The sequence below is a fragment of the Halobacterium wangiae genome, from assembly GCF_021249345.1.
GTDB classification, from domain to species: domain Archaea; phylum Halobacteriota; class Halobacteria; order Halobacteriales; family Halobacteriaceae; genus Halobacterium; species Halobacterium wangiae.
In genome coordinates this window covers 654,004-671,942 of the sequence record NZ_CP089588.1, presented here as the reverse complement: position 1 = coordinate 671,942, position 17,939 = coordinate 654,004, and the positions used below count along the sequence as shown (strand labels likewise).

The following is a 17,939-nucleotide window of genomic DNA, read 5'->3' as shown; positions in this document are numbered from 1 at the left end:
CCTTAACCGTTCGGTGCCTCACCGTATCTTCCGCACGTCGGTGACGTCGAAGCCGGCATCGTGGACTTCCGTCTCGAACTGCACGATGTCCTCCTCCTCCAGTCGACTGAGGACGCCGCGGAACTCCCGGACGAACATCGTCCGGACGCGCTCGTTGCCGCCGCGCTCCCACTCGAACTGCACGGTGCCGTCGACGGAGGTCATCAGGCTCCCGAACTCCTCGTCGGTGACCGCGTCCCGCGCCAGGTGCAACAGGATGAGGCCGTCCCAATCGCTGGCGGCCTTCCGCAACCCCTTCAGCGTCAACACGATGTCGCTGAAATCCATGTCGTCCTTGCGCGCGCCGATGAGGTCGGTCAGCGAGTCCACGATCACGAGGCTGCCCTGGGCGTGCTCGTCGAGGTAGTCCGCGAACGCCTCCAGGACGTCACGGCGGTCGTCGCCGGTCTGTCCGAGGTCCGCGATGGTCTGGTGTTTCCCCGAGTACCACGCCCGCGGCACCGGACTCAACTGGAAGTACTCCGGGGAGAGGTCCGCGAACTCCACCGCGTCGAGCCCGGACGTCACGATCTCCTCGTCCATCGTGAACGAGATCTCCCGCTGGAGCTCCGCCTCGTCGGCCGTGAACGACACGTAGTGGATCTCCTCGGGCGCCACAGCGTTCCCGTGGAGGTCGCCGTAGTGGAGGTCGAACAGCTCCTGGTCCGCGGACTGGAGGCCGTTCAGCACCGCACTCGTGTAGACGAACTCCCGGGCCCCCGCACCGGCCTCCCCCGACAGCAGCACCACGCTCCCCTCGGGCGCACCGCCGCCGATGCGGCCGTCCAGCCGCGAGACGCCGAACGGAATCGTCGCCATACCCCCGACTCGCGTGGGTAGCGTTTACGTCTTTTGCCGTCAGGGGGTCGCTGGTGTCTCTCACACTGTCGGCCACGACACCACAGAGAACTCCCAGGAAGCCCCGACTGGCTCGACGGCTGCGGCTCTCACGGTTCCCTCCAGTCACCGTTCGAGCAAGCCGAGGCCTCCCGGTGGTCGGCCCCGCGCTCGCTGTGCGCGCTCACTCGCTTCGCTCGTTGGCGTGTTTGCGTCGCCTCGCCTGTCGAGCCAGTCGCCCCTTCCAGTCCACCCCGCAGCCGTGGATTGTGGCAGTGGCTCTCGCCGTCGGTCGGTCAGTCCTCGATTGTCGCGCCGGTGTTCCGGGGTGCGACGACGAGGACGTCGCCGTCGACGCCCGCCGCGTCGAGTGCGTCGCGTCCCGCAGCCTCCGCCGCGCTCGCGCGGGCCTCGTCCGTGACGCCGTACACCGCCGGCCCCCACGACGACTGCCCGGCGCCGGAGACGGCGGGGCTGTCCGCGAGTCCGTCCACGATGGCGCCCGCGGGCGGCCGGTAGACGCCACCCTGCTCGTCGGCGTACCACGCGCCGTTGAGGCGGCCGACCGCCGCGACCCCGGCACCGAACTCCTCCACGTCGCCGGTCGCCAGCGCGGGGAGCACCCGGCGCGTCACCACGCCGGAGATGCGGTCCGCCAACCCGCCCTCGGCCGACTCCACCGCCGCGCGCATGCTCTCGTCCTCGCCTTCGTCGGACTTCCCCGGCGGCGCGTCCGGGAGCACGAGCACGAAGCGCCAGTCCGTGGGCACGTCGTGGCGGGCGGCGACCGGCGGGACCGTCCACTCGCCGCGCGGTGGTCGGTCGGTCGTGAACCGCTCCGTCGGGTGGCCGGCGTCCAGCACGAACCCGCCGGACTCGAAGGTCGCGACGCCCACGCCGCTCCGGCCGCCGCGCCCGAGTTCCGGGGCGCGCGCCCGAACCTCTGGGGTCCGGTCGTGGGCCCGTGCGACGGCCGCCAGCACCGCGAGCGCGAGTTGCGTGCCGGAGCCGAGACCGACGTGCACCGGGAGTTCCGCCCGGACTGCGACGTCCGCGCCCGGAACGTCGAGGAGCGAGCACGAGCGCTCGACGTACTCACGCGCCCGGTCGTGGGTGCAGACCACTCGCTCGGCGCGCTCGGCTTCGACGATCACCCGTGGCTGGTCGAGGCCGACGCCGAGACTCCCGTACAGCCGCTCGTTCGCCAGCGAGAGGTTGAGGAAGCCGAAGTGGAGGCGGCCGCCGGTCTCGACCCGCGTAGTCATAGGCGTCAGTTCGCCGCCCCCCGTGAAGGTGGTTCCGCCGGTGGCAAGCCTGCCCGCTACGGGACCGTGCGGTTACTCGTAGTCGAGGTCATCGGCCACCCGCTCGGCCACCACCGGTGCGCCGTTCTCGAACGACGGCGGGTCGGGCGGATTCTCCACCGCTGCGACCGCGTCGGCGGGCGTCTCGGCGACCGCGAAGCCTGATTCGCCGCCACGCTCGACGAACCGCGCGACGCCGCGCTGCTCGCTCGTGAACGGGTAGACGACGCAGGGCGTCCCGGCGACGGCAGCCTCCATCACCGTCGAGTAGCCCGGGCAGACGACGACGCTGGCCTCGCGGAGCACCGGCAGCATCGACGCGACCGTCGTCCAGTCCTCCCCGCCGACCACCGTGACGTCCCTCCCCGCGTCCCGGAGGCGGTCGGCCACGTCGTCGAGCGCCGTCGAGTACGTACTCGGCGAGATCAGTACGTCCACGTCCGGCGTCTCCTCGGCGTTGAGCGGGACGTCGAGTGCGAGCGGTGGGACGCGCTCGACGCCGCGCGGGTCGCCGTCGCGTTCGGGCCACACCGCGGGGTAGAAGAAGCGCCGGCTCGCCCACACCTGCTGTCTCGTCAGCACGGCCGCGCCAACGCGCTCGGCGAGGTCGTCGTAGTAGCCGGGGGTGTTGTGCGTGCAGACGTACTGCGGGACGCGGGCGAGCACCGCCGCCACGGACGCGAACATGTCGTCCGTGACGACGCAGTCCGCGTCCACGCGCCGGAGCCACTGCGCCACGTCCCGGACCCGGCGCACCGCGTCGGGGACGCTCCCCGTGAGGACGTCCCGCAGCGACCCGCCGCCCTGGTAGTCCCCGATGAAGTCCACGACCGTCGGCACGTACTCCTCGTAGCCGAGCAGTTCGACGAACCGCTCGCCTGGCCCGCCGCCGGCGAGTTCTACCGTCGCGCCGCGCGCCTCCAGTTCCCGCGCGACGGCGAGCATTCGCGTCGCGTGCCCCGCGCCCTCGGGGTAGTGCACGACGGCGACGGTGGCGTCCATGCTCCCGAGTGGCCCGCCCCACCCCAAGGTGGTTTCGGTGCCGGATGGACCGACTCCCCCTGGCGTATCCAGACGGCGAGGGCGCTCTCTGACCCGGAAGCTGGAGACGGAAAAACTGTCGGCGAAACGTGTTCGGTCGAAACGGCAACATCTGTCCGGTCGATACATCTTAACACGCACAGCCCCCTTGCACGTGCATGCACAACCAGAAGGACCCGGACCTCCCGAGCAACGACGTGACGGAGGGCGTCGAACGGGCGCCCCACCGCGCGATGTTCCGCGCGATGGGCTACGACGACGCGGACTTCTCCTCGCCGATGGTCGGCGTCGCGAACCCGGCGGCGGACGTCACGCCCTGCAACGTCCACCTCGACGACGTGGCCGAGGGCGCCATCGAGGGCGTCGAGAGCGGTGACGGGATGCCCATCGAGTTCGGCACCATCACCATCTCGGACGCCATCTCGATGGGGACCGAGGGGATGCGCGCGTCGCTCATCTCCCGGGAGGTCATCGCGGACAGCGTCGAACTCGTCGCGTTCGGCGAGCGCATGGACGGCCTCGTCACGGTGGCCGGCTGCGACAAGAACCTCCCCGGGATGATGATCGCGGCCATCCGTACGGACCTCCCGACCGTCTTCCTCTACGGGGGCTCGATCATGCCCGGCGAGCACGAGGGCCGCGAGGTCACGGTGCAGAACGTCTTCGAGGGCGTCGGCTCCGTCGCCTCGGGCGACATGAGCGAGGACGAACTCGACGAGATGGAGCGCCACGCGTGCCCCGGGGCGGGCTCCTGCGGCGGGATGTTCACCGCGAACACGATGGCCTCGATTAGCGAAGCGCTCGGGCTGGCGCCGCTGGGCTCCGCGAGCCCGCCCGCGGAGAGCGAGGAGCGCTACGAGACCGCCGCTCGCGCGGGCGAACTCGCCGTCGAGTGCGTCCAGGAGCGCCGCCGGCCCTCCGACGTACTCTCCAGAGAATCCTTCGAGAACGCCATCGCAGTGCAGGTCGCGCTCGGCGGGTCGACGAACGCCGTGCTCCACCTGCTCGCGCTCGCCGCGGAGGCCGGCGTCGACCTCGACATCGAGGACTTCAACACCATCAGCGACCGCACGCCGAAGATCGCGAAACTCCAGCCCGGAGGAACGCGCGTGATGAACGACCTCCACGAGGTCGGCGGTGTCCCGGTCGTCCTCCGGCGCCTGCTCAACGCGGGACTGGTCCACGGCGACGCGCTCACCGTCACCGGGCGCACGCTCGCCGAGGAACTCGACCACCTCGGCGTCGATGGGTCCGTCGAGGAGGACGTGGACTTCCTCCGCCCCGTCGACGACCCGTTCCACGAGACGGGCGCCATCACCGTTCTGACTGGTAACCTCGCGCCGGACGGCGCGGTGCTGAAGGTCACCGGGGAGGACGAGACCGAACACACTGGCCCCGCTCGAATCTTCGAGTCCGAGGAGGACGCCATGGCGTACGTCCAGGAGGGCCACATCGAGTCGGGCGACGTCATCGTCATCCGCAACGAGGGCCCGCGCGGCGGCCCGGGGATGCGCGAGATGCTCGGCGTCACCGCCGCCGTCGTCGGCCAGGGCCACGAGGACGACGTCGCACTGCTGACGGACGGTCGGTTCTCCGGCGCGACGCGGGGGCCGATGGTCGGCCACGTCGCCCCGGAGGCCGCCAGCGGCGGCCCAATCGCACTCCTCGAGGACGGCGACGAGGTCACCGTGGACGTGCCGAGCCGCGAACTCTCCGTCGCGCTCTCCGACGCCGAACTTGCCGAGCGACGCGAACAGTGGTCGGAACCGGACCCGCGCTACGACGCGGGCGTCCTCCGGAAGTACGGCGATCAGTTCGGCTCCGCCGCGGAGGGCGCGGTGACGAACCCGGCGGTCAAGCGGGACTAGCGAACGCCGAGAAACTAGCGGCCGCAGAGGCGGTCCTCACGTGCGCTGTACGGTGGCGTCGCCACTTCCGGTCTTCGCGGTGAGCCACCGATCGCCGTCCCCGAGGACGCCACGGACGTACTCGGTCGACTGCTCCTCGACGTCGTCGAACACGTCCGTGGGCCTGTTCACGTCGCCGTCCCGGACGTGCAGCTCGACGGTCGCGTCGAGGGTCGGGCTGAGGGCCAGGGTCACGTCGCCGTCGACCGTCTCGACGGTGGCGTCTCGGGGGAGGGTGGCGACCGACACGGCCGCGTCGCCGTCGCCGGTCCACACCGACTGGACGCCCGTCGTCCCGGAGATGCGGACGTCGCCGCCCGCCGTCTCGACCGCGGGCGCGCCGTCGACGTCGCGGACGACCACGTCGCCCGACCCGGTGGAGACCGACCCGACGCGGCAGTCGCCGGGGAGTTCGAGTTCCACGTCGACCGCGTCGTCGCCGTCGCGCTCCACGGCGACGTTCAGGGTGGCGTCCTCGCGCCACGTCGTGACCGAGAACCCACTCTCGCTCGTGGTGTGCAGGCGCGCCGACTCGCCGGGTTCGACGTTCACGTCCCCCTCCGGCGTCCGGACCGACACGCAGTCCCCCGTGGTGGTCTCCAGGGCCTGGGTGGTGTGGTCCGGCCCACTCGCGTGGTCCATGTCAGTGCCTCGCCACGAAACGTTAAGAAAGTAACTATTACTTCCGGGAGAGGAACTCCGGAAGCCGGAGTCTGGAGAGGTCGTCGCGGTCGAGGGCGTCGAGGTCGATGCGGTAGAGGAACTCGGGCAGGTCGTCCCGGTCGCGACCGCCCCCGCGGCCCGGCTCGATGTCGTCGCCCGTCTCCTCGCGGTAGGAGATGAGCTTCGACCACACCGCCCGCTCGCGCGACGGGAAGTCGCCGACGTCCTCCTCGGCCGCCCCCGACGCCAGCCGGCTGTCAAGGTCCGCCGCCGAACTCTTCCCCTCGTCGTAGGCCATCTCCACCAGCGAACGCCCCGTCGCGGCGACGAGCTGCCGGTACTCCTCGGGGTGCTGTTCGCCGAGCGCCGCCGCCACGCCCAGCGCGTACGCCCGCCAGATGGCCTCCTCGCGGTCCAGTTCGTCGCCGTCCCAGTTCGTTGAGAACGAGTCCTCGTACATCACTGTGGCCGGACTTTCCGTCCGGGGTCGACCTGGAGTCCGGAGCCCGTGAACGTCACGTCCCGGATGTCGCAGTCGATGTTCGTCCCGCGCATCTTCACCAGCTGGATGCCCCGGGTCATCCCGCCCTCCTCGAGGAAGTTGTGGAGGAAGACGACGCCGTGGGCAAGGTAGTGCTCCTCGGCGTACGCCGTCGGGTCCGTCATCTCCGAGACCAGGAGTACGGTGGCGTCCGTCTGTTTCAGCCCCGTCGCGAAGTGGGTCACCTCGGCCTCCGAGTCGTCCGCGAAGTGCGCGAGCAGCATCGTCGAGTCGACGACGACGCGGTCGTAGTCCTCCTGGCGGATCATCGACGCGAGCCGCGAGGAGAGCCCGGACTCCCGGCCGTACTGGGTGAGCGACCGCCGGGAGCGCTCGCGCGTGAGGTTCAGGAACTCGAATCGCTCGGAGTTGGCGGCGCGCTCGAAGCCGAACTCGTAGTTCGACATGTCCTCGACGAGTTCGTTTCGGGTCTCGTGCATCGTCACGTACAGCACGTCCTCGCCGTTCCGGATGCCCTCGGTGACGTACTGGGCCGCGAGCGTCGTCTTCCCGCTGCCCGGCGGCCCGCTCAGCGTGTAGAGGCGGCGAGCCGGCAACCCCCCGTCGAGGAGGCTGTCGAGCCCGGAGACGCCAGTCGATATCCTCATCGCGGGTAGCCACGCAGTGGACGCTTAAATTCCTCCGGGTTGCTCCGTCCCGGTGCTGTCCGTCGGTTGGCTGGTTCCGACCGTCGCTCACCTCGGGGGTCGTCAGTAGTCCTCGCTGAGCAGGCCGTACCGGCGGTAGTCGACCCACTCCCCGTCTACGTACGCCTCGCGCTCGAAGCACCCCTCCTCGGAGAAGCCGACCTTCTCCAGCACGCGCCGGGACGCCTCGTTCGACTCGTACGCTTTCGCGGTGACCTTGTGGAGGCCGATGCCGTCGAAGGCGTGGCCGACCGCCAGGTCGGCCGCTTCCGTCGCGTAGCCGTTCCCCCAGTGGTCGGGCGCGAACCAGTAGGCGAGTTCGGCTTTCCGGTGCACGCGGTCGCCGGGATTCTCTCGCAGGAGGTAGAGGAAGCCCACGCGCTCCCCGTCCACGCAGACGAGCAGCGCGAGCGTCTCGTCGTGCCGGCCGAGCATCCCGCCGAGGCGGTCGCGGTAGGTGTCGGCCCTCTTCGGCAACGGACTGGTTCGCGTCGCTCGCACGCGCGGGTCGTTGGCGGTCTCCACGAGGAACGGGACGTCGGCCTCGACTGCGGGGTGCAACGAGACGGCGTCACCGTCGAGGAACAGCGGACCGGGCATACTGGCGGGTCGCAGGGGCCAGACAAGGGCGTTTCGTGAACTGGATTTCACGGACAGCCGGGCAGTGGGTCGTGGTACTCCGACCCTCGCAAGTGTTATCCGTGTATCGCGCCTCGGAGTAATTGCAATGGCAAACGGTAAGGTTGACTTCTTCAACGACACGGGCGGTTACGGTTTCATCGAGACTGAGGACGAGGACGAGGACGTTTTCTTCCACATGGAAGACGTTGGCGGTCCGGACCTCGAGGAGGGACAGGAAGTGGAGTTCGACATCGAGCAGGCCGACAAGGGTCCGCGCGCGACCAACGTCACCCGCCTGTAAGCTTTCTCCGACAACAACGAAATTCAGCTTTTTACGACGCGACGCCGACCAGCGACGCGTCCGCGTAGCGAACACCGACCCACACAGCGACAGCTAGCGTTCCTGCAGCGAGAGTATCGACACCCCAGACGGTCCAGTATCAGTCTCGTCCGGCGCTGTCTCGTTTGAGTGGCTTCCCGCCGTCCCGCACCGTTCGACCGCGCTGCCCGCTGTCGCCGTGGACGCGGATGAGGAGGTCGCCGCGCACCTCACCGATTACGCAGAAGCGCTCCTGGCTGTCTACGTTCTCGCGGTCCACCTCGTGTGTCTTCCGTGTGACGACGCCGCCGTCGTCGTTCGTCTTGATGCTGCCGACCTTGACGAGGCGGTGTGGTTTGACGTACTCGTACAGCTCCCGCAGGACGTCCGTGTCCTGGACGTCGACGGTGCCGATCGTCGCCGCGCGCAGGCGGTCCTCCGGCCCGAGTTCCGCCGACCGGATGGTCACGCGCTGCCCGAACTTCTGTGACATCGCGGGCAGCACGCTCTCCTGGGTCTCCTTCGACGGGCGCGTCTCCGTCGAGCGGAGTTCCATGCGGAACGTCACCGGCATACGGGGCGGTCCCGGGGCGACGCTCTTCAATCTTTGTGTGGGAGTATCAGGCGTGAAATTTGGACCGAGCGGGGAGCTCTGGCGGCGTGGACGGGACGCCCCTCAGGTCTCGACGACGGAGACGTCGTCGCCCACGTGGAGCGTCCGTCCGCGGTCGGACTCAGGCACCCGGGCGATTAGCATCAGCGTGTAGTAGTGGTCGAAGGCGTCGACGTCCGCCCACTCCGGGAACGTCTCGCGGCGCCTGGCGACGAATCGCTCGCGGAACTCGGGGGTCGGTTCGCCCGTCTCCGGGTCGCGTTCGGGGACCACGCAGCGGGCACACGGCGTTACGCCCTCGAAGCGGACGCCGCCCGCCACGAAGCCGGGTGCGTCGTCACCGACGAACCGGTCCTCCCAGAACGGCGGGACGCCGGACACCTCGACGTTCGCGCGGAGCCGCCGACGTGCACCCTCGACGGTCATCTCCTTGAACCACGACGCGACCTCCCGGAGCGTCGCCGTGCTGACGACCGACGGCCCCATCTCGCGGCGGTCGACGAACCCCAGCGACTCGTCTCGTTCGAGGGTCAAGTCGAGGTCGAAGACGTCGCCGAACCAGTCGGCCGCTCGCTCGCGGTCCGCGTCCAGGTCGAACGTCCGTCGCTCGCCGTCGACGGCGACGGTGAGTTCGGTCGTCTCGGGGTCGAACGCCGTCTGCAGTTCGTGGACGCGGGACGTCCGCTTCCCGTTGACGACGTCGCCGTCGGCGTCGAAGAGGGCGAACTCGCGGTCGCCCGCGAGCGTCCCGCCGTCCAGCACCGCGGCCTCGTCGATGGACACGCCGTCCAGCCCCTTCACCGGGTACACGCGGAGGTCCTCGATTCGCGCCATCGTCTGTAACGTCTCGTGGCGAGCGTATAGCTATAGCTGTTAGCTACACCTCACTATGGGCTGTGCTACCCTCCGTCACCGGGCTCGGGGGTAAGTCGGGCTGAACTGAGCGTAGGCCGCTTCACGCCCCGGTAATGGAACTTATAACAATCGGTGCAGGCTGCGTCGGAACCAGCACACGAAATGTCTGAGCTCCGGTCTACACTACGCGAAGGGGTCACCGAGGTGAACGAGAACCAGTGGAATAACATGGTCGAACAGGCCGACCACGGCTCGCTTTTCAACCGCTACGAGTGGCTCGAGGCGGTCGAGACCGCCTTCGACCAGGACCCCAAACACATCGTCGTCGAGAAGGACGGCAACCCCGTGGGGGTCCTACCGAACTTCGTCCGCGAACTGCCCCTCCCCGACTCCGTCACCGAGCGTCTCCCCGTGAAGTTCCCCCTCAAGATGGCGACGACGACCCACCCGCTGTACGGCGGCCCCGTCCTCGTCTCCGAGAAGGATGACACGCTCGACCTCCTCTTCGACGGTCTCGAGGCCGTGACGGGCCCCGAGGTCATCGCCCACCGGATCACCTCTCACGACCTCACCTACGTCCGCTACGGACAGTATCTCCACGACCGGGGGTACCAGCCCCAGTTCGACAAGTGTCTGTTCTTCCTCGACCTCGAACCCGACTGGGAGGAGATCCGCGCGGACATGGACAAGGAGCGCCGGCGGGACCTCCGCCGCGCCCACGAACAGGACTACCGCATCGAGAAGCACGCCCTCGGCGAGGAGTTAGCGGCCACCTACGACGCCTACGCCCAGAACCTCGACCGGGTCGGCGGCACCCTGTTCCCGTACGAGTTCCTCGAGGCGCTCGCCGAGAACGTCGGCGACCGCGTGCTCGTGTTCACGGCCATCGTCGACGGGGAGGAGGTCGGCCGGTACCTCCACCTCCTCGACGAGGAAGCGGGGATCCTCCACCACTGGCTGTCGGCGATTCCCGACCGGGAGAACTACCAGTACCACCCCTCGGAACTGCTCCACGAGCACGCCATCAAGTTCGGCATCGAGGAGGGGTACGACGAGTACGGCTTCGGGCCGACCGGGTCGCACTACTCGGACAACGTCTTCCAGTTCAAGCAGAAGTACGGCGGGCGCGCGGTGCCGATGTTCCGGATGGAGACCGGTTTCAACCCGGTCCTCTGGTCGCTGTACAGGCGCGGGCGCCAGCGGTTCCGTGGACCCAAGGAGTAGCCGCCTGGACGCAGACACTGGCCAGTTCCTGCCGTCTCTCGCACGGGGCGACGGGGAACGCGGCAGGCGGGCCACCAGTCGACGGTAAGCGTTTACCCGCCGGACTCCTCCCCTGACCTATGGCAGGCCCAGGTCCGGTCCCGGACGTCACCCCGGAGGACGTCCAGCGGGTGTTCGCGGAGTTCGACGACCCGTCGACGCCGCTCACAACCGCAGAGGTCGCACGGCGACTCGACTGCGAGGAGGCGGTCACGGAACGGGACCTCGTGGCGCTGGCCGACCGCAGCGCACTGCGAACCCGACAACTCGACGACGAACGGCGGGTCTGGTGGCGGGCGAGCGACGGTGGTCAGCCGTCGGCGGAGCACTCGGACCTGACGGAGTTCGGCGCGTTCGTGAGCGCCGTCGAGGAGTACGCCATCTTCATGCTCGATCCGGACGGCGTCGTCACCAGCTGGAACGAGGGCGCCCAGCGCACCAAGGGCTACGACGCCGAGGAGATCGTGGGCGAGCACTTCTCGACGTTCTACACCGACGCGGACGTCGCCGAGGGGGTGCCGGAGCGGAACCTCGAAACCGCGGCGACGGCGGGCGCCGTCGAGGACGAGGGGTGGCGCGTCCGCAAGGACGGCTCCCGGTTCTGGGCGAACGTCACCATCACGGAGGTCCGGGACGACGACGGCACGCTCCGTGGGTTCACGAAGGTGACTCGCGACATGACCGAGCGCCGCGAGCACGAACAGCAACTCCGCGAGGAACGGGACGTCACCGAACGCATCCTCGACACCGTCCCGGTGAGCATCTGCGTGGTCGAGGCCGACGGCAAGTTCGCGCGGGCGAACCGGCGGATGCTCGAACGGATCGGTGCGACGGAGTCGGAGCTCAGGGAGTACAGCGTCGACTCCTGGACGCTCTACGACGTCGACGGAGAGCCGATTCCGGCGGACGAACGCCCCTGGCGGCGGGTCCTCGAGACCGGGACGGCAGTGTACGACGTCCAAGGTCAGGTCGAACTCCCGGGCGTCGGCCGCAGGTGGCTCTCGGTGAACGCTGCTCCACTGGTCCGCAGCGATCGCAACGACCAGCGGGTCGTCGTCTCCGTCGAGGACGTCACCGAGCACAGGGAACACGAACGACAGCTCCGTCGCGAGCACGAGCAGACGGAGAAGCTGTTGCGGACGGCACCGATCCCGATCGCCGTCCAGGACGCCGAGGGCGAGACGGTGATGGCGAACCAGCGGGCCCAGGAGCTGCTTGGCCTCTCCGAGCGGGAGTTCATCGAGGAGCCGGCGGACATCGACGAGTGGGGGCTCTACGACGCGGACGGCGAGCCGATACCGCCCGAGGAGACGCCCTCGGCCCGCGTGCTCGCGACCGGCGAGCCAGTTCTGGACGAGGCGGTGACCATCGACCCGCCGACCGGCGACCAGATACAGCTCAGCGTGAACGCCGCGCCGCTGTTCGACGCGGACGGCTCCATCGACCGCGTCGTCACGGCGGGCGAGGACATCACCGAGTTGAAGCGCCGCGAACGCCAGCTCGAGCAGCACAAGTCCGAACTCGAGACCGAACTGAGCGAGATCCTCGGCCGCATCTCCGACGCGTTCTACGCGCTCGACGAGGAGTGGCAGTTCACGCACCTCAACGACCACGCGGCCGAGATCATGGGATACCCCATCGAGGAGCTGCTCGGCCGGACCGTCTGGGAGGCCTTCCCGGACGCCAGGGAGGGGGGCGTCTACTGGGAGCAACTCCACGAGGCGATGGCGGCCCAGGAACCCCTCACCTTCGAGGTGTACGAGGAGAGCAACGACAGCTGGCTGGAGTTCAACGTCTACCCCTCGGCGTCCGGGCTCTCGATATACTTCCGCGACGTGACCGAGCGCAAGGAGTACGAGCGAAAACTAGAAGAGTCCAACGAGCGCCTCGAGCAGTTCGCGTACGCGGCGTCCCACGACCTTCAGGAGCCGCTGCGGATGGTCTCCAGCTACCTGCAGTTGATCGAGAATCGGTACACCGACGATCTGGACGACGATGGCCGGGAGTTCATCGACTTCGCCGTCGACGGCGCCGACCGCATGCGGACGATGATCGAGGGCCTTCTCGAGTACTCGCGCGTCGAGACGCAGGGCGACCCCTTCGAACGCGTGGCTCTGGACAGTGTGTTCGCGGACGTGCTGGACGACCTGCAGGTGCGCATCGAGGAGGCGGACGCCGAGATCGTCCACGAGCCCCTGCCGGTCGTCGACGGCGACGCGGGGCAGTTGCGGCAGTTGTTCCAGAATCTGCTGGACAACGCCATCGAGTACAGTGGTGAGGCGCCGCCGAGCGTGGAGGTGACCGCCGAGCGGGAGACCGACGCGTGGCGGATTTCGGTCCACGACGAGGGGATCGGTATCGCCCCGGCGGACGCCCAGCGAGTGTTCGACGTGTTCCAGCGCCTGCACTCCCAGGCCGAGCACGCGGGCACGGGAATCGGTCTGGCGCTCGCAGAGCGCATCGTCGAGCGCCACGGTGGGGAGATCTGGGTCGACTCGGAACCTGGTGAGGGGACGACGTTCTCGTTCACGCTACCGACGGTAGACGACGCTCCCCAGTGAGCGCGACCGAGAACGGCGTGAGGACGGGGAACAGTGGTCACACGTAGCGGGCGGAACACCGTCGCTCCCGTGCTCGTTCTCGCGCCACGAAAAGGGGGACCGTCGAGAGTCGAACGGAGGAAGACGGTCCGGGCGTGCGGCGCTACGCGCTGTTCCGGGCTGCGGCTTCCAGGCTCGAATCTCTCCAGCAACGAATACACGCGCCGCTCGGTAGCGAGCGTCGCGATAATGTAGTGGGACCGTCGAGATTCGAACTCGAGTCCGACGGACCCCATCCGCCGAGGATACCGCTACCCCACGGTCCCGCGTCCGGATGAATGCGAGTTCCAGCATTAAGACCTTCGTTTTCCCTGGGCGGCGCGGCGGTCAGACGAGCACGCGCTCGAGGGAGACGACGGTCCCGCTGTCGGCGTCGGGGTCGCCGACGAGGCGGCCGAGACAGACCGCTGCCCCGTCGGGCGTGTAGCACGCGACGAGCGCGTCGCGGTCGGCGGCGTCCGCGTCCACGACGCCTGGCGCGTAGACGGGGGCGCCCTCCGCGACCTCGCGGGCGGCCGACCGCGCGATGGTCACACTCGGGAGGTGGACGAGGGCGCTTTCGGCGGGCGCGAGCGCGGCACGGAGCGCCTCCTCCGGAGTCCCGGGCGGGTCGGTGTCGTCCTCGTCACGGTACCACGCGAGCGCGTCCGAGAGGTCCTGGAGGGTGACGAGTTCGGTGTCGTCGAACGGCGTGGTGGCGGTCCGCCGGAGGTGACCCATGTGAGCGCCGGTGCCGAGTGCACGCCCGAGGTCGTGACAGAGCTTCCGGACGTACGTCCCGGACTCGCAGCGAATCCGCAGGAGGACCTGTCGCCCCTGGACCTCCAGCACGTCGAGGTCGTAGATCTCGCGGACGCGGAGGCGCCGCGCGACCGCGGACTTCCGCGGCGGCTTCTGGTAGGTCGGCCCCTCGAACTCCGCGACGACGGATTCGAGGTTGGCAGGCGGGTCGGCGTGGAGTTCGAGGACGGTGACGTACTCCTTGGGACCCTCGAGGAGTGCGGGCGCGAGGCGGGTCGCTGCACCGGTCAGAATCGGGAGGCAGCCCGTCACCTTCGGGTCGAGCGTGCCAGCGTGGGCGGCCTTCTCCACGCCGGTCATGTCCCGCACCCACGCCGACACCTGGTGGGCGGAGGGGCCGGGCGGCTTGTCGAGGTTCACCAAGCCGAACTCCAGGATAGCGTCGGGGTCGCGGTCCTCGGGGGCGTCGCGGAGCATCGTCAGAACTGGTAACGGACTTCCTCGATGGGCGTCGGTCCCTCGTCGCTGGACGCCTCGTAGGAGTCGACGGCGTACAGTACGATGTCGGTGACCGCGTCCGGTCCCCAGCGCGCCGTGTTCACCGAGAGGTCGTAGATGGTGAGGTCGTCGAAGTCGATGCCGTAGTACTCGGCGTACCGTGCGGCCTCGGACTGCTCGCGTTTCTCCGTCTCCGCGCGCGCCGTCGCCGGCGTCTTGTCCTCGCGTTCGGCGATGCGGCGGGCACGCACGCCGAGCGGCGCGTCGAGCCAGATCTTGATGTCGGCGTACTCGCCGGCCATCCAGCCCGCGAGTCGCGATTCGAGCACGACGTCGTCGCGGTCTCGCGCGGTCTCCCGGAGCTGTCGGTCGAGGTCCTTGTCGATCTGGGGATCCTCCTCGGCGAGTTCGTTGAACTCCTCGAGGGTGAGCCCGCGCTGGTCGGCGAGCCCGCGGAAGATGTCCCCACCCGACGTGTGGTCGTAGTCGAGGTGGTCGGCGAGTGCCGAAGCGACGGTGCTCTTCCCGCTCCCCGGCGGTCCGGAGATGGTGACTAACATATCCGTGCTGGGAGCGGCGGCGACAAAGAGGTTTTGAAGCGCTGGTGTAGCATTCGCGGCCTTCGGCCGCGATTCACCGCGCCGTAGGCACGGGCCGACGAACCCCCAGAGGGGGTGAGGAGTGCTTTTCCCCAAGTTTTTGCCGAGCGGGGGTCGCGTAGCGACCCCCCGCAGAGCAAAAAGTGGGTTTACGTCGGCGTCGTCTGGATGTTCAGCGCCTTCCGGATGACGTTCGAGAAGCTGAACGAGCAGAGCATGTACCAGAGGATCCACACCGGGAAGAACAGCGCACGCCCGGTCCGGAGATTCGACTCGCCCATCAGCGGCAGGGTCATCTCGAGCTCGCTCGTCGGCACCTGCCCGGTGCCGAGCTTCCAGTACATCCAGAGGAACACCGGGATGGTCAGCAGCATGATCCAGACCATCGGCCGGAACTGCTCTTTGAGCATGTTCGCCTGGTCGCCGAACGCCTCCATCTGCTCCTCGCGCAGGCGCTCGATCTCGGCCTCGTCGCCGCGTTCCTTGGCCGCCGACATCCGGTCCTGGAGGTCCTTCGCGCGCTCCTGGTACTCGGACATCTTCGACATGTCGGTGAGGTTCGCCTGCAGGAGCGTGGAGTAGAGGCCGGTGAGCACCGCCAGCACCATCACGACGACGTAGAACGGGAGGACGGCGTCGATGGGGCCGATGAGCAGTTCGACGGTCCCGCCGACCGCGTTCCGGATGGGACCGACGCTGTAGCCGACCATCGCGCCGACCGCGCCGACGGCCGCGAGCTTGTCCCACTTCGACCACGACGTCGTCTCCGGGCTCTCCGTGTCGGCCTCTTCTTCGGGTCCGAGTCCGTCGCGGACCCCCTCCGGGTCTGCAAACTCGAAGCCCTCGTCGGCCTCGACGAGGATGTCCTTCTCGAGGAGGCGCCCCCACTGGCCGCTGGAGACGTCGTCTCTGACGTCCTGCCAGTGGAGTTCGCCCTCCTGGTCGAGGAGGTCGTCCAGTATGGTCGCCATCTCGGGGTCCTCCCGGACCAGCGAGCGGACCTTCTCCGCAGTTCGTACCATTGTGCGCTCCTTTGCGGCGACCGCTTGAACCTCTTACGGAACGACGAACGCCGTCTCCGCCTCGACGTCGGTGTCGGTCGCCGTCAGCCACGCACGCGCCACGTAGTCGCCCGACTGCGGGGCCGACCACGTCGCCTCGTACGTCGTCGCGGCGCCTGGAGAGAGCGCGTCGGACTCGACGGCCATCGAGAACATCCGGTCGTCACTCCACCGCCAGATCGTCTCGCCGTCGGCCGTCCGCTCGACGACGAACTCTGCGCGCTGTCCGTCCCGGAACGACAGCGACACCGCCTCGCTGCCGACGTTCTCGACAGTCAGTGCGAACGCTGCCTCCGCGTCCGTGGTCACCGCGAGTGTGGCGTCGAGCACGTGTCGTTCCTCGGCTGGACCGCACAAAGTACACCGGGTCCGTCGGTGGTGGCTGCGCCTCTGTGGTGGGGCCGCGGAGGGTACCGCGGCCCGTCGGTGGCTGTGCCTCTGTCGCTGCTCAGTCGTCGCTGGAGTCGTACCCGAGCGCCGCCGCCGTGTCGAGGAGGCCGGCGCCCTGCTCGTTGTCCGCGAGGCCGATGTCTTCGGCGGTACTCTTCAGCCTGCTGCGCGCCTCGGTGTTCGTGTAGCCGTCGGCCATCAGCTGGCCGGCGGCGCCCGCGACGTGGGGTGTCGCCATCGAGGTGCCCGAGAACGTGTCGTAGCCGCCCGGAACCGTCGAGTAGACGTCCGTGCCGGGCGCGACGAGTTCGACCTCCGGCCCCGTCGAGGAGAACGACGACAGCGAGTCGTCGGACGCCGACGAGGACACCGCGAGACACTCCTGGTAGGCCGCCGGGTAGCCCACGCAGTCGCCACACGGCCCGTCGTTGCCGGCCGCGGCGACGAGGAGCACGCCCCGGTCGACGGCGTACGAGCAGGCGTCCTTGAGGGTCCGGGAGCCGGAGGACGCGCCGAGGCTCATCGACCCGACGTCCCAGCCCTGGTCGGCGACGTACTCGACGCCCGCGGCGATGTCCGAGAACGACCCGGAGCCGCGCTTGTCGAGTACCTTCACGGCGTGGAGTGTCGCCTCCGTGGAAACGCCGCGGACCCCCTGGCTGTTGTCGTCGGCGTCCGCGATGCCCGCGCAGTGCGTGCCGTGGTCGTTGTCGTCGTCCCAGTTCTCCGCGTAGGGGCCGCGAGCGCTGACGAACGCCCGGCCCGCACCGAGGTTGTCGACGAGGTCCGGGTGGTCGGAGTCGATGCCGGTGTCGAGGATCGCGACGTCGGCGCCCGACCCCGTCGACCCGTTCGCCGTCGCCACCTCGGCGTCGACGCGGTCGACGCCCCACGTGAGTTGCTGGTCGAGGGCGTGCATCGTGCCGTTGCGTTCGACGTACCGCACGTCCGGGCGCTGGGAGAGGCCCTCGATAGCGTTCTCGTTCACCCGGATGGTGAGCGCGTCGAAGTTGAACTCCCGGACGACGCCTGACGCCTCGGCCTTCGCGGCCCGCTTCCCGCTCTCGCTCCGGTAGCCGACGTTCACCTCGACGGTGTTCGCCGTAGCCGACGCCAACCCCGTCAGCCCGAGACCCGCGACGGCTGTGCCGGCCGCTTTCAGTACGTCACGTCGTGTCCTGCCCGTGGGTGAGTACACCATGGCGGACGGTACAACAGGCCATGGGGTAGTTAAACTTTTTCAGCATCTACCTATATTTTATTGCTGATAATAGGAAACTAACACCGGGGCCGGTGGGTCTCCGGGTGCCGCTCTCGGACGCGGTCCCAGGAGGCGTCGTCGCTCCCACGTGGGCGACACAGCCACGGCTACCGGTCTCCTGGGCCGCCAGAACGAGTCG

General features: G+C 68.9%; 18 protein-coding genes and 1 tRNA gene. 4 read left to right on the top strand and 15 right to left on the bottom strand.

Translation table 11 applies throughout. From position 1 onward, the window contains the following. Window positions 1–18: 18 nt before the first annotated feature. From LT965_RS03615 to LT965_RS03605, 3 genes are all read right to left on the bottom strand, one after another. On the bottom strand, window positions 19–858 hold the full coding sequence (locus LT965_RS03615; protein ID WP_232702649.1) for an RAD55 family ATPase: 840 nt from the start codon (window positions 856–858) through the stop codon (window positions 19–21). Between the two features lie 314 nt (window positions 859–1,172). Next, window positions 1,173–2,141 (bottom strand): beta-ribofuranosylaminobenzene 5'-phosphate synthase family protein, encoded by a 969-nt coding sequence (locus LT965_RS03610; RefSeq protein WP_232702648.1) that lies wholly within the window; start codon window positions 2,139–2,141, stop codon window positions 1,173–1,175. Between the two features lie 72 nt (window positions 2,142–2,213). Then, entirely contained in the window at window positions 2,214–3,182 is a 969-nt protein-coding gene (locus LT965_RS03605) for a glycosyltransferase (protein WP_232702647.1), read from the bottom strand. 197 nt (window positions 3,183–3,379) lie between these two features. On the opposite strand from LT965_RS03605, the gene ilvD reads away from it, so the two are divergent. Next, window positions 3,380–5,089 (top strand): dihydroxy-acid dehydratase, encoded by a 1,710-nt coding sequence (gene ilvD, locus LT965_RS03600; RefSeq protein WP_232702646.1) that lies wholly within the window; start codon window positions 3,380–3,382, stop codon window positions 5,087–5,089. A 36-nt stretch (window positions 5,090–5,125) separates the two neighbouring features. On the opposite strand, the gene LT965_RS03595 is transcribed toward ilvD, so the two are convergent. The 4 genes from LT965_RS03595 to LT965_RS03580 all read right to left on the bottom strand — a co-directional run bounded on the left by LT965_RS03595 (window position 5,126) and on the right by LT965_RS03580 (window position 7,579). After that, window positions 5,126–5,770, bottom strand: a complete 645-nt coding sequence (locus LT965_RS03595) for a DUF4097 family beta strand repeat-containing protein (protein WP_232702645.1) — start codon at window positions 5,768–5,770, stop codon at window positions 5,126–5,128. Window positions 5,771–5,807: 37 nt separating this feature from the next. After that, complete coding sequence (locus LT965_RS03590; protein ID WP_232702644.1) at window positions 5,808–6,251, bottom strand: DUF8057 family protein; 444 nt, start codon at window positions 6,249–6,251, stop codon at window positions 5,808–5,810. Further along, the gene (locus LT965_RS03585) at window positions 6,251–6,940 is read right to left on the bottom strand and encodes an RAD55 family ATPase (protein ID WP_232702643.1); all 690 of its coding nucleotides are present in this window, start codon (window positions 6,938–6,940) and stop codon (window positions 6,251–6,253) included. The genes LT965_RS03590 and LT965_RS03585 overlap by 1 nt, the downstream gene beginning before the upstream one ends. A 102-nt stretch (window positions 6,941–7,042) precedes the next feature. After that, window positions 7,043–7,579 (bottom strand): GNAT family N-acetyltransferase, encoded by a 537-nt coding sequence (locus tag LT965_RS03580; RefSeq protein WP_232702642.1) that lies wholly within the window; start codon window positions 7,577–7,579, stop codon window positions 7,043–7,045. 127 nt (window positions 7,580–7,706) lie between these two features. On the opposite strand from LT965_RS03580, the gene LT965_RS03575 reads away from it, so the two are divergent. Next, window positions 7,707–7,901, top strand: a complete 195-nt coding sequence (locus LT965_RS03575) for a cold-shock protein (RefSeq protein WP_009487710.1) — start codon at window positions 7,707–7,709, stop codon at window positions 7,899–7,901. 139 nt (window positions 7,902–8,040) lie between these two features. On the opposite strand, the gene LT965_RS03570 is transcribed toward LT965_RS03575, so the two are convergent. Beyond that, window positions 8,041–8,493 (bottom strand): hypothetical protein, encoded by a 453-nt coding sequence (locus LT965_RS03570; protein WP_232702641.1) that lies wholly within the window; start codon window positions 8,491–8,493, stop codon window positions 8,041–8,043. A 102-nt stretch (window positions 8,494–8,595) separates the two neighbouring features. Then, window positions 8,596–9,366 (bottom strand): MOSC domain-containing protein, encoded by a 771-nt coding sequence (locus tag LT965_RS03565; protein WP_232702640.1) that lies wholly within the window; start codon window positions 9,364–9,366, stop codon window positions 8,596–8,598. Between the two features lie 249 nt (window positions 9,367–9,615). Here LT965_RS03565 and LT965_RS03560 point away from each other — a divergent pair, with 249 nt between their 5' ends. Next, window positions 9,616–10,611, top strand: a complete 996-nt coding sequence (locus LT965_RS03560) for a GNAT family N-acetyltransferase (RefSeq protein WP_232702639.1) — start codon at window positions 9,616–9,618, stop codon at window positions 10,609–10,611. A gap of 119 nt (window positions 10,612–10,730) precedes the next feature. Continuing rightward, on the top strand, window positions 10,731–13,211 hold the full coding sequence (locus LT965_RS03555; protein WP_232702638.1) for a PAS domain-containing sensor histidine kinase: 2,481 nt from the start codon (window positions 10,731–10,733) through the stop codon (window positions 13,209–13,211). Window positions 13,212–13,445: 234 nt separating this feature from the next. Here LT965_RS03555 and LT965_RS03550 read toward each other — a convergent pair. The 6 genes from LT965_RS03550 to LT965_RS03525 form a co-directional block, all read right to left on the bottom strand. Then, window positions 13,446–13,516, bottom strand: a tRNA-Pro gene (locus tag LT965_RS03550). 61 nt (window positions 13,517–13,577) lie between these two features. Further along, window positions 13,578–14,468 (bottom strand): RNA-guided pseudouridylation complex pseudouridine synthase subunit Cbf5, encoded by an 891-nt coding sequence (locus LT965_RS03545; RefSeq protein ID WP_232702637.1) that lies wholly within the window; start codon window positions 14,466–14,468, stop codon window positions 13,578–13,580. A 2-nt stretch (window positions 14,469–14,470) separates the two neighbouring features. Then, window positions 14,471–15,049, bottom strand: a complete 579-nt coding sequence (gene cmk, locus LT965_RS03540) for a (d)CMP kinase (protein WP_232702636.1) — start codon at window positions 15,047–15,049, stop codon at window positions 14,471–14,473. A gap of 188 nt (window positions 15,050–15,237) precedes the next feature. Then, on the bottom strand, window positions 15,238–16,110 hold the full coding sequence (locus LT965_RS03535) for a DUF106 domain-containing protein (protein ID WP_232702635.1): 873 nt from the start codon (window positions 16,108–16,110) through the stop codon (window positions 15,238–15,240). Window positions 16,111–16,143: 33 nt separating this feature from the next. Continuing rightward, complete coding sequence (locus tag LT965_RS03530) at window positions 16,144–16,479, bottom strand: BsuPI-related putative proteinase inhibitor (protein ID WP_232702634.1); 336 nt, start codon at window positions 16,477–16,479, stop codon at window positions 16,144–16,146. 118 nt (window positions 16,480–16,597) lie between these two features. Continuing rightward, on the bottom strand, window positions 16,598–17,740 hold the full coding sequence (locus tag LT965_RS03525; protein ID WP_232702633.1) for a S8 family peptidase: 1,143 nt from the start codon (window positions 17,738–17,740) through the stop codon (window positions 16,598–16,600). Window positions 17,741–17,939: the final 199 nt, after the last annotated feature.

Excerpts from the sequence above, each read along its gene's own strand:
- LT965_RS03615 (WP_232702649.1), bottom strand. The coding sequence starts at position 858 with ATGGCGACGATTCCGTTCGGCGTCTCGCGGCTGGACGGCCGCATCGGC.
- LT965_RS03610 (WP_232702648.1), bottom strand. The coding sequence starts at position 2,141 with ATGACTACGCGGGTCGAGACCGGCGGCCGCCTCCACTTCGGCTTCCTC.
- LT965_RS03605 (WP_232702647.1), bottom strand. The coding sequence starts at position 3,182 with ATGGACGCCACCGTCGCCGTCGTGCACTACCCCGAGGGCGCGGGGCAC.
- ilvD (WP_232702646.1), top strand. The coding sequence starts at position 3,380 with ATGCACAACCAGAAGGACCCGGACCTCCCGAGCAACGACGTGACGGAG.
- LT965_RS03595 (WP_232702645.1), bottom strand. The coding sequence starts at position 5,770 with ATGGACCACGCGAGTGGGCCGGACCACACCACCCAGGCCCTGGAGACC.
- LT965_RS03590 (WP_232702644.1), bottom strand. The coding sequence starts at position 6,251 with ATGTACGAGGACTCGTTCTCAACGAACTGGGACGGCGACGAACTGGAC.
- LT965_RS03585 (WP_232702643.1), bottom strand. The coding sequence starts at position 6,940 with ATGAGGATATCGACTGGCGTCTCCGGGCTCGACAGCCTCCTCGACGGG.
- LT965_RS03580 (WP_232702642.1), bottom strand. The coding sequence starts at position 7,579 with ATGCCCGGTCCGCTGTTCCTCGACGGTGACGCCGTCTCGTTGCACCCC.
- LT965_RS03575 (WP_009487710.1), top strand. The coding sequence starts at position 7,707 with ATGGCAAACGGTAAGGTTGACTTCTTCAACGACACGGGCGGTTACGGT.
- LT965_RS03570 (WP_232702641.1), bottom strand. The coding sequence starts at position 8,493 with ATGCCGGTGACGTTCCGCATGGAACTCCGCTCGACGGAGACGCGCCCG.
- LT965_RS03565 (WP_232702640.1), bottom strand. The coding sequence starts at position 9,366 with ATGGCGCGAATCGAGGACCTCCGCGTGTACCCGGTGAAGGGGCTGGAC.
- LT965_RS03560 (WP_232702639.1), top strand. The coding sequence starts at position 9,616 with ATGGTCGAACAGGCCGACCACGGCTCGCTTTTCAACCGCTACGAGTGG.
- LT965_RS03555 (WP_232702638.1), top strand. The coding sequence starts at position 10,731 with ATGGCAGGCCCAGGTCCGGTCCCGGACGTCACCCCGGAGGACGTCCAG.
- LT965_RS03545 (WP_232702637.1), bottom strand. The coding sequence starts at position 14,468 with ATGCTCCGCGACGCCCCCGAGGACCGCGACCCCGACGCTATCCTGGAG.
- cmk (WP_232702636.1), bottom strand. The coding sequence starts at position 15,049 with ATGTTAGTCACCATCTCCGGACCGCCGGGGAGCGGGAAGAGCACCGTC.
- LT965_RS03535 (WP_232702635.1), bottom strand. The coding sequence starts at position 16,110 with ATGGTACGAACTGCGGAGAAGGTCCGCTCGCTGGTCCGGGAGGACCCC.
- LT965_RS03525 (WP_232702633.1), bottom strand. The coding sequence starts at position 17,740 with ATGGTGTACTCACCCACGGGCAGGACACGACGTGACGTACTGAAAGCG.